General features: G+C 65.7%; 14 protein-coding genes and 1 riboswitch. Of the genes, 8 read left to right on the forward strand and 6 right to left on the reverse strand.

What is annotated here, in order from left to right:
• Positions 1 to 8: 8 nt before the first annotated feature.
• Complete coding sequence (locus ACVJNE_RS04780; protein ID WP_499563458.1) at positions 9 to 2,567, forward strand: TIGR02302 family protein; 2,559 nt, start codon at positions 9 to 11, stop codon at positions 2,565 to 2,567.
• Between the two features lie 164 nt (positions 2,568 to 2,731).
• Here ACVJNE_RS04780 and ACVJNE_RS04785 read toward each other — a convergent pair whose 3' ends face one another.
• Both ACVJNE_RS04785 and rpmB read right to left on the reverse strand, forming a co-directional pair.
• Complete coding sequence (locus tag ACVJNE_RS04785; protein WP_499563460.1) at positions 2,732 to 3,349, reverse strand: queuosine precursor transporter; 618 nt, start codon at positions 3,347 to 3,349, stop codon at positions 2,732 to 2,734.
• A gap of 78 nt (positions 3,350 to 3,427) precedes the next feature.
• On the reverse strand, positions 3,428 to 3,724 hold the full coding sequence (rpmB, locus tag ACVJNE_RS04790) for a 50S ribosomal protein L28 (RefSeq protein ID WP_173189385.1): 297 nt from the start codon (positions 3,722 to 3,724) through the stop codon (positions 3,428 to 3,430).
• Between the two features lie 254 nt (positions 3,725 to 3,978).
• Between rpmB and ACVJNE_RS04795 the strand changes: the two genes are divergently transcribed.
• The 3 genes from ACVJNE_RS04795 to ACVJNE_RS04805 all read left to right on the forward strand — a co-directional run bounded on the left by ACVJNE_RS04795 (position 3,979) and on the right by ACVJNE_RS04805 (position 6,368).
• Positions 3,979 to 4,740, forward strand: coding sequence for a DUF3108 domain-containing protein (locus ACVJNE_RS04795; protein WP_499563462.1), 762 nt, complete (start codon positions 3,979 to 3,981; stop codon positions 4,738 to 4,740).
• A 72-nt stretch (positions 4,741 to 4,812) separates the two neighbouring features.
• Positions 4,813 to 5,703 carry an aromatic amino acid exporter YddG gene (gene yddG / locus ACVJNE_RS04800; protein ID WP_499563464.1) on the forward strand — a complete coding sequence of 297 codons (891 nt, stop codon included), beginning with the start codon at positions 4,813 to 4,815 and terminating at the stop codon, positions 5,701 to 5,703.
• Positions 5,700 to 6,368: a lysoplasmalogenase family protein gene (locus ACVJNE_RS04805; protein WP_499563466.1), complete on the forward strand. Its 669-nt coding sequence runs from the start codon at positions 5,700 to 5,702 to the stop codon at positions 6,366 to 6,368. Before yddG ends, ACVJNE_RS04805 begins: the two co-directional genes overlap by 4 nt.
• On the opposite strand, the gene ACVJNE_RS04810 is transcribed toward ACVJNE_RS04805, so the two are convergent.
• Both ACVJNE_RS04810 and gloB read right to left on the reverse strand, forming a co-directional pair.
• On the reverse strand, positions 6,358 to 6,789 hold the full coding sequence (locus ACVJNE_RS04810) for a cupin domain-containing protein (RefSeq protein ID WP_499563468.1): 432 nt from the start codon (positions 6,787 to 6,789) through the stop codon (positions 6,358 to 6,360). The two genes, ACVJNE_RS04805 and ACVJNE_RS04810, sit on opposite strands and share 11 nt — an antisense overlap.
• Before the next feature lies 1 nt (position 6,790).
• Entirely contained in the window at positions 6,791 to 7,558 is a 768-nt protein-coding gene (gene gloB, locus ACVJNE_RS04815) for a hydroxyacylglutathione hydrolase (RefSeq protein WP_499563470.1), read from the reverse strand.
• Between the two features lie 108 nt (positions 7,559 to 7,666).
• Here gloB and ACVJNE_RS04820 point away from each other — a divergent pair, with 108 nt between their 5' ends.
• Both ACVJNE_RS04820 and ACVJNE_RS04825 read left to right on the forward strand, forming a co-directional pair.
• On the forward strand, positions 7,667 to 8,419 hold the full coding sequence (locus tag ACVJNE_RS04820) for a class I SAM-dependent methyltransferase (protein ID WP_499564153.1): 753 nt from the start codon (positions 7,667 to 7,669) through the stop codon (positions 8,417 to 8,419).
• Positions 8,420 to 8,478: 59 nt separating this feature from the next.
• Complete coding sequence (locus tag ACVJNE_RS04825; RefSeq protein WP_499563472.1) at positions 8,479 to 9,789, forward strand: mechanosensitive ion channel family protein; 1,311 nt, start codon at positions 8,479 to 8,481, stop codon at positions 9,787 to 9,789.
• 20 nt (positions 9,790 to 9,809) lie between these two features.
• On the opposite strand, the gene metA is transcribed toward ACVJNE_RS04825, so the two are convergent.
• Positions 9,810 to 10,748, reverse strand: coding sequence for a homoserine O-acetyltransferase MetA (gene metA, locus ACVJNE_RS04830; RefSeq protein ID WP_499563474.1), 939 nt, complete (start codon positions 10,746 to 10,748; stop codon positions 9,810 to 9,812).
• Between the two features lie 55 nt (positions 10,749 to 10,803).
• Positions 10,804 to 10,881: riboswitch (SAM riboswitch) on the reverse strand.
• Between the two features lie 80 nt (positions 10,882 to 10,961).
• On the opposite strand from metA, the gene hisC reads away from it, so the two are divergent.
• Both hisC and ACVJNE_RS04840 read left to right on the forward strand, forming a co-directional pair.
• Complete coding sequence (gene hisC, locus ACVJNE_RS04835) at positions 10,962 to 12,065, forward strand: histidinol-phosphate transaminase (RefSeq protein ID WP_499563476.1); 1,104 nt, start codon at positions 10,962 to 10,964, stop codon at positions 12,063 to 12,065.
• A gap of 4 nt (positions 12,066 to 12,069) precedes the next feature.
• Entirely contained in the window at positions 12,070 to 13,005 is a 936-nt protein-coding gene (locus ACVJNE_RS04840; RefSeq protein WP_499563478.1) for a prephenate/arogenate dehydrogenase family protein, read from the forward strand.
• Between the two features lie 3 nt (positions 13,006 to 13,008).
• Here the strand turns inward: ACVJNE_RS04840 and ACVJNE_RS04845 are convergent, their stop codons facing one another.
• A complete protein-coding gene (locus ACVJNE_RS04845) occupies positions 13,009 to 14,001 on the reverse strand; it encodes a DUF2125 domain-containing protein (protein WP_499563480.1) in 993 nt (330 codons plus the stop codon).
• Between the last annotated feature and the right edge of the window lie 34 nt (positions 14,002 to 14,035).

The raw sequence follows: 14,035 nt of genomic DNA on the forward strand, positions 1-14,035 counted from the left end.
AGGACCGGATGGCGGAAACCGGCGAGAACAGGACGAACCCGGCTGTCGAGCACGGATTGCTCGCCCGGCTCGGGCGCACGCGCGCCGTGGTTCGCGGGGCGATCGTCATCGAGCGCCTCTGGCCTCTCATCCTCCCGTTCCTGATCGTTGCCAGCCTGTTCCTGAGCCTGTCATGGCTGGGCATCTTCCGGCTGATGCCGGACTGGGCGCGCATGCTGCTGGTCGGCGTTCTGGCGCTTGCCGGTGTGGCGGCACTCTACCCGTTGCGCTTCTACCGTTCGCCGAAGTCCACCGAAATCGATCGGCGCATCGAACACGCCAACCGGCTCGAGCACGCGCCGGTGCTGACGCAGACGGACCAGCTTTCGCAAGCCGCGCAGGGGCCCTTTGCGCAGGCCCTGTGGCGCGAACACCAGAAACGCATGGCGGCACGACTCAACCGGCTTTCCGGCGACATGCCGCGCGCCCGCGTTCCCGAGCGCGATCCCTGGGGGCTGCGCGCGATCGCGGCGCTCCTGCTGGTCGTCGCCTTTGCGTTCTCCTTCGGTCCGCTGGGCGGTTCTCCGCGCGACGCCTTCCGCAGCCATGCCAGCGCCGACATGATGCCGGCTCGCATCGACGCCTGGGTCACGCCGCCCGCCTACACCGGCCGCGCGCCGCTTTTCCTGAGTGCACGCATGGGCGAAGAGGAAGCGCCCGTCTTCGAGGTGCCGGAAGGCAGCGCCGTCGCAGTGCGCGTGACCGGCGGCGTGGGCGACGAGACGCTTTCCTATCTCGACGCCCACACTGGAGAGGCGCTGGCAATTGAGCCCGCAGCCGCCTTGGCCGACGCAAATACCCCCGCATCGACGACCGCGCGCCAGTTTGCCGGCACGCTCGACGCCGACGGCATGCTGACGCTCCAGTCCGGAAGCAGCGAGCTGCAGCGCTGGGCCTTCAACGTCATTCCCGACGATCCACCCGCCATCCGTTTTGCCGACGAGCCGAAGCGCGCGATCAACGGCGCGCTGGAACTCGCCTATGAGGTCGAGGACGATTATGGCGCGGCCAGTGCCGAAGCCGTGTTTGAGCAGGCCGAACCGCAGGCAACCGGCGCGCGGCCGCTCTATGAGGCGCCCGAGATGCCGCTGGTGCTGCCCCGCCGCAACGGCCGCGACATCGCCGCCCGCACGTCCCTGGACCTTACCGAACATCCGTGGGCCGGAACGCGCGTCAACCTGACCCTGGAAGCGCTCGACGGCGCCGAGCAGCGGGCTCGTAGCGAGACGAAAGAGATCGTGCTGCCGGAGCGTCCCTTCGCCAACCCGCTGGCCAGGGCGATCGTCGAGCAGCGGCGAATCCTCGCGCTCGATGCCAACCGTAAGGGGCGCGTGCTCGACCTGATCGACGCGATCACGCTGCGGCCGGATGATACGTTCGACAACCCATCGCATTATCTGGGTATCATGGCGGCGCGCACGCGCCTCGTCATGGCCGATACAGATGAGGCACTACGGGACGTTGCCGACTATCTCTGGGAAATGGCACTGAGCATCGAGGACGGCGCGCTTTCTGCTGCCGAGCGCCGGCTGCGGCAGGCACAGGAGGCACTCAAGCAGGCACTCGAAAACGGCGCCAGCGACGAGGAAATCGAAGACCTCATGGCCGAGCTTCGCGAGGCTATGCGCGACTTCCTGCGCGAGTTCGCCGAGCGCGCGCAGCGCAATCCCGACATGGCCATGCAGATGCCCATGGATGGGCAGGAACTGAGCCAGAGCGACCTCGAGCGTATGATGGATCAGCTCGAGAACCTGGCGCGATCCGGTGCGCGCGACCAGGCCATGGAAATGCTGCAGCAGCTCCAGGAGATGATGAACAACCTGCAGGCCGGCAACCAGCAGCAGGTGAACCCCGGCGAAGGCGCGCAGAGTGAGATGCGCCGGCAGATGGACGAGCTGGGCGAGCTGATGCGCCGCCAGCAGGAGACGATGAATGAGACCTTCCGCCTCGACCAGATGCAACCCGGGCAGGAAGGCCAGCAGGGGCAGCAGGGACAGGGCCAACAGGGCGGCCAACAGCCGATGACGCCTGAGGAGTTTGCCGAGGCGATGCGCCAGCTTCAGGAAGGCCAGGGGCAGCTTCAACGCGATCTGGATGCGCTGTCCCGGTCTCTCGAGGGCATGGGCATGGAGCCCGGCGAAGGTTTCGGCGAGGCCGGCGAGGCCATGGGCCGCGCCGAGGGCGCCCTTGGCGACCAGCAGGGCGACCGCGCCGTCGGCGAGCAGGGGCAGGCGTTGGAGGCGCTGCGCCGTGGCGCGCAGGACATGATGCAACAGATGATGCAGGCCATGCAGGGCGAACAGGGCGGCAGCGAGGAAGGCGGCCGTCAGCAGAGCTCGGACCGCGACCCGCTCGGCAGGCCACGCGCCACCACCGGGCCGGATTTCGGCGATTCCGTGCAGGTGCCCGACGAGGTCGACGTGCAGCGCGCACGCCGCATCCTGGAGGAAATCCGCCGCAGGCTCGGCAACGCGCTCAGCCCCGAACTGGAACGCAATTACCTCGAACGCCTGCTGGAGATGCGCTGAGCATTCACCGGCCTTATCCCGGCCAACGGAGCGTCAGCGACCGCTGAGCCGGTGAGACGCTATCGGCCGCAGGGGCGGGAAGCCCGACCTGGGCGTCGGGCTCGATGGCCCGCCCGCGCGTAGCGCAAGCGAACAAAGGCGAGCGATGTGGCGCGTGAGCGGAACTAAGCTCGTGCAGGCTTGAGCACGCTCAGCAGCGCGCCATAGGGCGCCAGCATGATGATGGAAATCAGCATCTTCACGCCAAAATCGCCGAGTGCGAGCGACACCCACAGCGGCACCTCGCCGCCCAGCAGGAACGGCACGGCAAAGCCGAGCGAGTTGTCCTCGCGGCCGAGTTCGGTGTCGAGGAAGGCGAAGCGGTCGGCAAAGGCCAGCGAGAAGAACAGCACCGTATCGACGATCGCGCCGATCACCGACGAGATCAGCGGCGCCTGCCACCAGGCACGTTCCCTGAGCCTGTCGAAGACGGAGACGTCGAGAAGTTGCGCCACCAGAAAGGCCGAGCCGGAAGCGATCGCGATGCGTGGCGTCGCCAGCCAGATCGACAGCACCACCGCAATGGCGAAGCCGACATAGACGACCTTGCGCGCGGCGGCGGGGCCGTAGCGCCGGTTTGTCAGATCGTTGACGAGGAAGGCGAGCGGATAGGTGAACGCGCCCCAGGTCAGGAGATCCTGAAGCCCGAAATGCGCGAACGGAAACTGGACGAGAAAATTGGAGGCGACGACGACCGCCGCCATGGAGGCCACGAAGGGCCAGACCTGTAGCTGTCTGGACATTTTTTTATCCTGGGTGATGGAACCAGTGGGCGGGCCGGACGCCCGCCGCATCATCGAAAGGCGCTAAAGCGGCCGCGCTTAGGCGGCTGCCTGCTCGGCGACCTTCTTGGCGATCTGCTTCTTGAGCAGGCGGGCGCGCTGCGAAAGCTCGGACACGCTGGCCTTGAGCAGGAAAGCGTCGAGGCCGCCGCGGTGCTCGACCGTGCGCAGCGCGTTTGCCGAGATGCGCAGGCGCACGTTCTGGCCGAGCGCTTCCGAGATCAGCGTCACGTCGCACAGGTTGGGCAGGAAGCGACGACGGGTCTTGTTGTTGGCGTGGCTAACATTGTTGCCGGTCATCACGGCCTTGCCGGTCAGTTCACAAGCGCGGGACATGTCTTGTACCTTCGTTTCGTTGCCGGGCCATACCCCACTGCCGCACCATCAGCGAACGGCGCGCGGGCAGTATCAGGCGGCCTCTTGGAAAAGTTGCCGTTCCCATAGTGGCATTTGGCCATCCGGTCAAGCGCAAGCTCACCGTGAGCGCGCAAAACCACCGCGCCCATCCTTATATTCGCCGGATTTGACCGCCAAGCAGCGGACAACCCGGAGGGAACGGAAGGGACACTCCTACCAGACGGAAGGTGCCGATGGCCCGCACGCTTGCTTCATGTCTCGTTTTTGTTGCCCTTGCAACAACCGTGCCCGCTGCGGCTGCGCAACAGCAATCCTTCAGCGCGGATTATTCGGTGACGCTGCTGGGCCTGCCGATCGCCAAGGCGCGCTTCGACAGCACATTCACCGCAGACAGCTTCACCATCGACGGGTCGCTCACCAGTTCGGGCATCGCCCGCATATTCGACAAGACGACCGGAACCACGCGCGTCGAAGGCTCCATCGGCAGGGATGGAGCGTTTCCACGCACCTTCCGCTCGCACTACGATTCCGGCCGCAAGAAGAGCCGCACCACGATACGCTTCGCGCGCGGCACGGTCTCTAGCGTTGAAAACAAACCGGAACCGAAGCGCGGTGAAACCTGGATACCGGTGGCCGAAGACCACCTGCGCGCGGCACTCGACCCCCTGACATCGACGCTGATCCGCACGTCCGATCCCGACGCCGTATGCAACCGCACCATCCGGGCATTCGACGGCGAGATGCGCGCCGATCTACAGCTTTCACAGCGCGGGCCTGCCGATTCGAACGGCCGCGTCACCTGCGACGCACGCTTCGTCGCCGTCTCTGGCTATCGCAAGGGCCGCAAGCAGATCGACTTCCTGCAAACGAGAAGCCGCATCGCGATCACATTTGCCCCACTGGGGAAGACCGGCTTCTTCACGCCCGTGGACGCATCCGTCGGCACCCAGATCGGCCCCGTGCGCATCACCGCGCAGCGCATAGAAGCGCGCTGAGGACCCTCCAGCCCTTGCCGCCAGTCCGCCATCCGGCTAACGCTGCGCGCACGAGGCGAGGAGGCACCATCGATGGCGCGCGCAACCCTGATCGGATTTTCTGCGGTCGTGATGTGGGCGCTGCTGGCGCTGTTTACCGCCGCCTCCGGCGCGGTGCCGCCGTTCCAGTTGTCCGCCCTCACCTTCGCGATCGGCACCTGCGTCGGCCTCGCCATGCGCGCCGTCAGCCCACCCGCAACGCGCGCCCCGATCCCACCCATCGTATGGCTGATCGGCATCGCCGGCCTGTTCGGCTACCATTTTTTCTACTTCACGGCTCTGCGCAACGCGCCGGCGGTCGAGGCCAGCCTGATCGCCTATCTCTGGCCTCTGCTCATCGTGGTCGGCTCTGCCCTTCTGCCCGGCGAGACACTGCGCTGGCACCACATCGCAGGTACGGTGCTAGGGCTAGCCGGCGCGTTCCTGATCGTCTCGCGCGGTGGCGGGCTCTCCTTCGACGCGCAATATGCGTTTGGCTACGCCATGGCGGGCCTGTGCGCGTTGACATGGTCGTCCTATTCGCTGCTGTCACGACGGTTTCCGGCGGTGCCGACCAGCGTCGTCACCTGGTTCTGCGCGGCAACGGCCATGCTCTCGCTTGTCTGCCACCTGCTGCTTGAGGAAACCATCTGGCCGGCAGATGCGGGCCAGTGGCTGGCCGTGCTCGGGCTGGGCCTTATGCCGGTCGGTGCGGCCTTTTATGCCTGGGACCACGGCGTGAAGCGCGGCAACATACAGGTGCTGGGCGCGGCCAGCTATGCCGCGCCGCTGCTCTCGACATTGGTGCTGATCGCCGCGGGTGCTGCAACCGCCAGCCTCAATATCCTCATTGCCTGCATCCTGATAACGGTTGGCGCCGTCCTGGCCGCCAAGTCCATGCTGTTCAAGCCCAGAACCCGGGCAAGACGGGAGGTCGGCGCATGATGCCGTTTGCCGGCGGTCCGGAGTCGCTTTCCAACGGCACGCTGTTGCTTTCCGCCGTAGCCGCCTTTCTCTACCTGTTGATGTTGCATCGGCCGCCATCCTGGCGGAGAACGGTCGTCAAGACGGGTTCGGTTGCCCTGCTGGCGGTGTTGGCGCAGGTCGAGGGTGGGCCGCTTCTGCTTATCGCCGCCCTGGCGCTGAGCGCGATCGGCGACGCGTTTCTGGCACAAGACGGCGAAAAAGCCTTCCTCGGCGGGCTTGCGAGCTTTCTCGTCGCCCATCTTGCCTATGTGGCGTTGTTTGCCGGTAGCGGCGCAGGGATGGAAATCCTCGTCGTGCAGCCATGGCGGCTGGCATTGCCGGTGGTCGTCACCTTGGCGGCTCTACCGCTGCTGCGCCGGCTGCTGCCCGCGGCGGGACCGGATATGCGACTGCCCGTAGCAGCCTACGCGGCCGCTATCCTTGCCATGATGTGGAGTTCGGCGACGGTTGCGCCCCCCCTTGTGATGGTCGGCGCGGCGATGTTCGTTGTTTCCGACGCGATACTGGCCACGGCGAAGTTCCTCTTCGCGCCGGCATCGCGCCACCATGCCTGGGCGGCGCCCTCGGTGTGGATGCTGTATTATCTGGCGCAGGTTGCGATCACCCTTGCGTTCATCCTCTGACGGGCGGCTCCCAGCCCGGCGGGGCAAGTTCGAAAGCGGAAAACAGGAAGCCGGGCGCGACCGTGCAGCCGACCAGCGTCCAGGCACCAGTCGAACGCGCCGCCTGCCAGCAACCAGCCGGCACGATGCCCTGTGGGCGCTCCCCTGCCGCAAGGTCGGCACCGAGCCGCACCCGCTCGACCGCATCGTCGCCCTCGCGCCAGATCGTCAGTGCCAGCGGCGCGCCGGCATGAAAATGCCAGATCTCGGCGGCATCCTTCACGCGGTGCCAATGCGAGCGGTCACCGTCTTCCAGCAGGAAATAGATCGCGGTCGAATGACCGCGCTCGCCGCCGGCATCGTCGCGGAAAGTCTCGACATACCAGCCGCCTTCCGGATGCCGCTGCATGCCGAGCGTGGCAATGATGTCGGCCGCCTGCATGTCAGGAGACGTCCTTGCGCTTGCGGATTTCGGCGAACACGGCCTCGTCGGTGGCATTCTCCATGCCCAAATTGCGGCGGATCGCGGGGTCGTGCCAGCGCATGAACGGGTTGGTCGCCATTTCCTCGCCGATGGTCGTCGGCAATGTCGGCTGGTCGTCGGCGCGCAACGCCTCAACGGCTTTCACGCGCTGCTTCAGGACCGGATTGGTCGGGTCGACGGTCAGCGCGAAGCGGGCGTTGGACAGCGTATATTCGTGGCCGCAATACACGATGGTTTCGGCCGGCAGCCCGGCAAGCTTCTTCAGCGAGGCGAGCATCGTCGCCGGTGTGCCTTCGAACAGGCGCCCGCAGCCAAGCGCGAACAGCGTGTCGGCGGTGAACGCCACGCGGGACCGCGGCAGGTAGTAGGATACGTGGCCGGCCGTATGGCCCGGCGTCTCGATGACCCGCACCTCTTCATCTCCGAGCCGAACGGTATCGCCCTCGGCGACGGTCTCGTCGATGCCCGGTATCTTCGACGCCTCGGCCTTTGGCCCGACGATGCGCAGCCCGAAACGCTCCTTGAGCGCCAGATTGGCTTCCACGTGGTCGGGGTGGTGGTGCGTGGTCAGGATCATCGTCGGCGTCCAGCCGGTGCGCTCGACCGCGTCGAGGATGGCTCGCTCCTCCGGCGCATCGATCAGTGCCGTCTCGCCACTGGCGGCATCCCGCACCAGCACGCCGAAATTGTCGCTTCGGCACATGAATTGTTCGATCTCGACCGCCATGTCGCGCCTCCTTTGATTGCGGCGGCACGATAGGGCGCGGCACACGCCTTGTCACCGCCCGACAGAGCTTTCTTGAAGTCGCATCGGCGCACGGATACGGTTCGCGCCATGTTGTCGGACATCATAGACCTGCGTGCCTTCTACGCCTCGACGCTGGGCCGCCTCGCCGAGCGCTCGATCGCGATGGCACTGTCCTCGGTCTGGGCATCGCTGCCCAACGAGCGGCTGGTCGGTCTTGGCTATACGTTGCCGTGGCTGGAGCGCTTCGGCGGTGATGCCGAGCGCGTCTTCGCCTTCATGCCCGCGCTGCAGGGGGCGGTAAACTGGCCCGCCGGCGGCCCCTCGGCTACGGCGCTGGTGTTCGACGAGGAACTGCCGCTGTTTGATTCGTCCATCGACCGCATCCTGCTCGTCCACGCGCTCGAACATGCCGAGAACCCGCGCGAGACCTTGATGGAAATCTGGCGCGTGCTGGCGCCGGGCGGCAGGCTGGTTATCGTGGTGCCCAACCGTCGCGGCGTCTGGGCGCGGTTCGAGCACACGCCTTTCGGAACCGGGCGGCCGTTTTCCCGCACGCAGCTCAACAACCTCCTCCGGGACACCAATTTCACCCCCGGTGCGTGGGCTGACGCGCTGCACTTCCCACCATCCCGGCGGCGCTGGATGATGCGCCTGCACGCGCTGCTGGAGCGCACCGGCCGGCGGCTGTGGCCGATCTTTGCCGGCGTGATCGTTGTTGAAGCCCAGAAGCGGCTGTACCAGGGCGTGCCTGTCGCGGCGCGAGCCTCGCGGCGTGTGTTCGTGCCGGTGCTCTCCCCGCAGGGCGCGACACGGGCGGTTCGCGAAGACGCCCGCACCTAGGCCCATAGCGCTGGTAATCCTGCGTACAGTCGTTAACCTCCCAAGAGGGAGGATCGCCGATGCCTCAGGAACTCGTCGACGCCGGCCAGTCATGGCTCGAATACGCGATGCGGCCCTGGTTTGCCTACCAGCTCGTTCTCATCGCGCTCCTGTTCCTTGCGGCGAAACTCATCGCCCGCCGCCTCGAAGCCTCACTCGAGGAGCGCGCCCGGCAGATACGCGGCCAGCCGGCGATGCTGCGCGTTCTGGTGGCGCTGCTGCGGCGGGTCGACTGGATCCTGTTCGTCGCTTTCCAGGCGGCTGCGCTCGTGGTGCTGAATCGCGTCACCTGGCCGAGCAACACCGTGCTCGTGTCGATCTCGCTATCGCTCGCGCTTGCCTGGCTGGTCGTCACAGTCGCTTCGCGCATTATCCGCAACAGGTTCGCTGCGCGGCTGGTGCAGTGGCTGGCCTGGATCTATGCCTGCCTGACCATTCTCGACCTTGACGACGACGCATCCCTGGCGCTCGAGAGCATTGCACTGCCGCTGGGCACAACGCGGCTGACCGTTCTTCTGCTGCTCAAGTCGACGCTGCTGCTGATCGCCGCGATCTGGCTGGCCGTGATGATCGGCAACATGATCGACGACCGGGTGAAGGCTGCAAGCGACCTGACGCCCTCGCTGCGGGTACTCATCGGCAAGATCGTCAAGTTCGCGCTGATCGTGCTTGCCGGCACCGCCGCGCTGTCTGCGGTCGGCGTCGATTTGACGGCACTGACGGTCTTTTCGGGCGCGGTCGGCGTCGGCGTCGGCTTCGGATTGCAGAAGGTCGTGTCCAACTTCGTTTCTGGCATCATCATCCTGCTCGACAAGTCGATCAAGCCCGGCGACACGATATCGCTTGGCGACACCTTCGGCTGGATCCGCGATCTGCGCGCACGTTTCGTCTCCATCGTTACCCGCGACGGCCGGGAATACCTGATCCCCAATGAGGATTTCATCACACAGCAGGTGATCAACTGGTCGTTCTCGGACGAGCTGGTGCGGCTCGACGTGAAGTTCGGCGTTTCCTACGACGCCAACCCGCATCAGGTTTCCGAACTGGCGATCAAGGCCGCAATGACCGTGTCGCGTGTCGAGGCCAGCCGGACGCCCGTCTGCTGGCTGACCGAGTTCGGCGATTCCTCGCTCGACTTCGTTCTGCGCTTCTGGATCAAGGACCCGCAGCAGGGATTGACGAACGTGCGGGGCAAGGTGCTGCTGGCGCTGTGGGATGCCTTTCAGGAGGCCGGCATCGCGATCCCCTACCCGCACCGCGAGATCGTCTTCAAGACGCCGATCCCTGAAAGCAAGCCGCGATCGCAGCGGCGCAGGAAGCCGGCCGGCTGAAGCAACGGCCGGCTGCGTGATCAGGCCACCACCGCCTCCGAACTGCCGCCGAGCTCCGCCAGGTCGTACGGCGTCGTCTGATAGACCTGGTTGATCCAGTTGCCGAAGAGCAGATGCGCATGCGAGCGCCAGCGATTGAGTGGCGGTCGCGCCGGATCGTTGCCCGGGTAATATTCGTGCGGCACCTCGATCGGCGAGCCGGCCGCGACATCGCGGTCGTATTCCTCCTTCAGCGAGGTGGAATCGTATTCGATGTGGTTGAACATATAGAGCCGGTTGCCGGTCTTCTCGGCAAGCATGCACGGGCCGGTGGCATCCGACTCCATCAACAGCTCCAGCCCGGTATTGGCCGCGATATCGGCGCTGCGAACCTCCGTCCAGCGGGAGACCGGTATGGCGAAATCGTCGGAAAACCCGGTGAGGAAAGGCGACGCCGGAGCATGGTTGCGGTGGCGGTAAACGCCGAACGCCTTCTTTTCCAGCGTGTATTTGGGCACGCGGTGGAAATGCCAGGCGGCAGCCATGGCGCCCCAGCAGATGAAGAAGGACGAGTGCACGTTGGTCGTCGTCCAGTCGAGGATCTTGGTCAGTTCGTCCCAGTAGGTGACCTCCTCGAACGGCAGCAGCTCGATCGGCGCGCCGGTGACGATGAAACCGTCGAACTTGCGCGACCGGACCTCCTCCCATGTCTGATAGAAGGTGATGAGATGCTCCTCGGACGTGTTCTTGGCCTTGTGATTGCCGATGCGCACCAGCGTCAGCTCCACCTGCAGCGGCGTCGCGCCTATCAGCCGGGCAATCTGCGTCTCCGTGCGGATCTTGTTGGGCATCAGGTTGAGCAGACCGATCTGCAGCGGCCGGATGTCCTGCCGCAGCGCCGAGCGCTCGTCCATGACGGACACGCCCTCGCGCACCAGTACGTCGCGGGCGGGAAGCTGGTCGGGGATCTTGATCGGCACTGCAAACACTCCAAAAACAAAAAAACCGGCGGCGAATTCGCGGCCGGTCCCAACGGACATGTTGCAAACGGCCCTTTAGCAACTTGTTTAACGTGGCTGCAAGCCGACCGGCCAAATCACCACGGGTCTGACCTTGCTTTTAGGCCTGCCTGCCCTTTGCGTCAACGGCAAAGCTTGCTAGAGGCAGGCGGCCCTTCAAGCTGGAATACGCCCATGACCACCGAGCTTCGCCCGCAACCGCGCCCCGGCGTGATGGAGATCGATGCCTACGTGCCCGGCAAGAGCCATGCGCCGGCAGGTGTTGCGAAGGTTCACAAGCTGTCGGCCAACGAGAACCCGCTCGGGCCCTCGCCAAAGGCGGTCGAGGCCGTGCGCGCGATCGCCGACCGGCTGGAACTCTATCCCGACGGTTCGTCGACGCGCCTGCGTGAGACCATCGCCAGCGTGCATGGGCTGAACGCGGCCAATGTAATGGCCTTCAACGGCTCGGACGAGGCCATCGCCCTGATGGCACGCACCTATCTGCGCGACGGCGACGAGGCGATCTACAGCGAGCACGGCTTCCTCGCCTATCCGATCTACATCCGCGCGGCCGGCGCCACCCCGGTCGTGGCCAGGGAAACCGACGAACGCGCCGACGTCGACGCAATCCTTGCCGCCGTGACGCCGAAGACGAAAGCGGTGTTCCTCGCCAATCCCAATAACCCGACCGGCACCTATCTGCCCTTCGGCGAGATACGCCGGCTGCATGCAGCGCTGCCCAGGGACGTGCTGCTCATCATCGACGCCGCCTACGCCGAATTCGTGCGCCGCAACGACTACGAGGCAGGCGTCGAGCTCGTCGCCGGTTCCGGCAATGTCGTCATGACCCGAACCTTCTCCAAGGTCTACGGCCTCGGCGGCGCGCGGATCGGCTGGATCTACGCTCCGCAGCATGTCGTCGACGTGCTGGAACGCGTGCGCGATCCGTTCAACGTCAGCGCCATGGCGATCGAGGCGGGTGTCGCTGCCATGCTCGACCGCGCGCATGTGGAGCGCTCCGCGGGCCACAACGAGGAGTGGCGCAACTGGACGAGCGAGGAACTGCGCAAGCTTGGGCTGAAGGTCACGCCCAGCGTCGGCAACTTCATCCTAATCCATTTCCCGGACGACGCACGATACTCGGCGGCCACAGCCGACGAGTATCTGAGCGCGCGCGGCTATCTGCTGCGCCGTGTCGCCGCCTACGGCTTTCCCAACGCGCTGCGCATGTCGATCGGCACGGAGGAAGCCAATCGCGGGGTTGTCGCCGCCCTGTCCGAATTCCTGAAAGACTGAACCCATGCCCGACCCCATGTTCGACCGGATCGCACTGATCGGCATCGGCCTCATCGGCTCGTCGCTGGCGCGGAAGATCCGCCAGGAAAACCTCGCTGGCGAGATCGTCATTTCGACCCGGAGCCAAGAAACGCTGGCGCGCGCCGCCGAGCTCGGGCTTGGCGATCGATACGTATCCGATCCCGCCGAAGCGGTCGTTGACGCCGACCTCGTCATCGTCTCGGTGCCGGTCGGCTCTTCCGGCGCTGTCGCCGAACGCATCGCATCGTCGCTGAAGGCGGGCGCCATCGTGACCGATGTCGGCTCGACCAAGGCGTCGGTAATCGCGCAGATGCAGCCGCGCATGCCGGAACACGTGCATTTCATTCCCGGCCACCCGCTCGCGGGCACGGAAAAGTCCGGCCCCGATGCAGGCTTCGCCGAACTGTTCGAAAACCGCTGGTGTATCCTGACGCCTCTGGAAGGCACCGATGAAACAGCCGTAGAACGGCTAGCTGCCTTCTGGCGCGGCTGCGGCTCGAACATCGACACGATGGACCCGCAGCACCACGACATGGTGCTGGCGATGGTGTCGCACCTGCCGCATATCATCGCCTACAACATCGTCGGCACCGCCGACGATCTGGAAACGGTGACCAAGTCGGAGGTCATCAAATATTCGGCCTCCGGCTTCCGCGACTTCACGCGACTGGCGGCATCCGACCCGACCATGTGGCGCGATGTGTGCCTGCACAACAAGGACGCGATCCTCGAGATGCTGTCGCGTTTCTCCGAGGATCTCGCCTCGCTGCAGCGCGCGATCCGCTGGGGCGACGGCGACAAGCTGTTCGAGATGTTCACGCGAACGCGCGCCGTGCGCCGCTCGATCATCGAGGCCGGGCAGGAAATCGACGCGCCAGACTTCGGCCGCTTCGTCGCCTCCCATCCGGAGAAGCGCTGAACTTCAGAGCGGCGATATCGAGCCCAGCGACAGGAAGCCAAGACGTACTTCGCCGCCGTCGATACGCAGCGGCAATGTGGGCGTGTCTCCCATCGCCGACAGGCCCGTCATGGCGAGCTCGATTTCGCTACGGGATTCGGGCATCAATTCGGCCAGGATGCTTGCCAGCGCCTGAGGCTCGCGCACCGTGACGCTCAATTCGGCGTCGACGAGCCCCGCCTCGTCGATCGCCACAGGTCCGGTGATCGTCACGCCCGCTCCTTCGGCCGTCGAGAGCGTAATGTTGCGGATCGTGCCCGAGCGGCCCCGCAGGCTGCGACGGTCCTCGATCGGTTCCGCCCAGCCAGCCAGCGACAAGTCCACCAGCCCGTCGAGCGGTGGCAGGGTGGTTACACCGACCAGTTCGGCATCGAGCAGCAAAGAGGAAAAACGGGCGGCCAGATCGAGATCTGCGCCGGCCGGCCGCATGTGAAGCTGGAAGCTCTCCGCCTGTCCGAGAAGCGGTGACAGGTCGCCCGGCTCATCCAGCCTTACCACCAGGTCGCGGCTTTCCATCGACATCCGCTCTGGCAGCGGCGAAGCAAGCCGCACGCTTGCCTGCAGGCTCGCCCAGGTCAGATCGAGCGCGTTGAGACCCGGCACCTGCAGTGTCGCCGGCCCGTCGAGTTCGCCTATGATGTGCTTCGGCGCATAGATTTGTGCGGTCGAGCGGAACTGCCGTGCCCGGAAGCCGATGCCGTTTCGTCCGTCCTCGAACATCACCGACCGGCAGAACACGCCTATGCGGAACGGATAGCCCCGCGCCTCGGCGTTTTCGCAGCTCGCGCGGCGCCCATCGCGGTTAACTCCAGCCACGGTCGCGTTGACCTCGTCGACCAGACGCCCCGACGCATAGTGCCAGCCAAACGAATAAAGCACGACCGCCAGCACGATCGCCAGCGCGAACCAGAAGAACCGCCTGCTGTAATTGGGTCGTCCCGCACCGCTTGACGCCATGCCCTCGCTCTCGCTACCCCTCGCCCCGGAACTG

The organism is Mesorhizobium sp. DxT (genome assembly GCF_058448885.1).

Excerpts from the sequence above, each read along its gene's own strand:
- ACVJNE_RS04780 (WP_499563458.1), top strand. The coding sequence starts at position 9 with ATGGCGGAAACCGGCGAGAACAGGACGAACCCGGCTGTCGAGCACGGA.
- ACVJNE_RS04785 (WP_499563460.1), bottom strand. The coding sequence starts at position 3,349 with ATGTCCAGACAGCTACAGGTCTGGCCCTTCGTGGCCTCCATGGCGGCG.
- rpmB (WP_173189385.1), bottom strand. The coding sequence starts at position 3,724 with ATGTCCCGCGCTTGTGAACTGACCGGCAAGGCCGTGATGACCGGCAAC.
- ACVJNE_RS04795 (WP_499563462.1), top strand. The coding sequence starts at position 3,979 with ATGGCCCGCACGCTTGCTTCATGTCTCGTTTTTGTTGCCCTTGCAACA.
- yddG (WP_499563464.1), top strand. The coding sequence starts at position 4,813 with ATGGCGCGCGCAACCCTGATCGGATTTTCTGCGGTCGTGATGTGGGCG.
- ACVJNE_RS04805 (WP_499563466.1), top strand. The coding sequence starts at position 5,700 with ATGATGCCGTTTGCCGGCGGTCCGGAGTCGCTTTCCAACGGCACGCTG.
- ACVJNE_RS04810 (WP_499563468.1), bottom strand. The coding sequence starts at position 6,789 with ATGCAGGCGGCCGACATCATTGCCACGCTCGGCATGCAGCGGCATCCG.
- gloB (WP_499563470.1), bottom strand. The coding sequence starts at position 7,558 with ATGGCGGTCGAGATCGAACAATTCATGTGCCGAAGCGACAATTTCGGC.
- ACVJNE_RS04820 (WP_499564153.1), top strand. The coding sequence starts at position 7,667 with ATGTTGTCGGACATCATAGACCTGCGTGCCTTCTACGCCTCGACGCTG.
- ACVJNE_RS04825 (WP_499563472.1), top strand. The coding sequence starts at position 8,479 with ATGCCTCAGGAACTCGTCGACGCCGGCCAGTCATGGCTCGAATACGCG.
- hisC (WP_499563476.1), top strand. The coding sequence starts at position 10,962 with ATGACCACCGAGCTTCGCCCGCAACCGCGCCCCGGCGTGATGGAGATC.
- ACVJNE_RS04840 (WP_499563478.1), top strand. The coding sequence starts at position 12,070 with ATGCCCGACCCCATGTTCGACCGGATCGCACTGATCGGCATCGGCCTC.
- ACVJNE_RS04845 (WP_499563480.1), bottom strand. The coding sequence starts at position 14,001 with ATGGCGTCAAGCGGTGCGGGACGACCCAATTACAGCAGGCGGTTCTTC.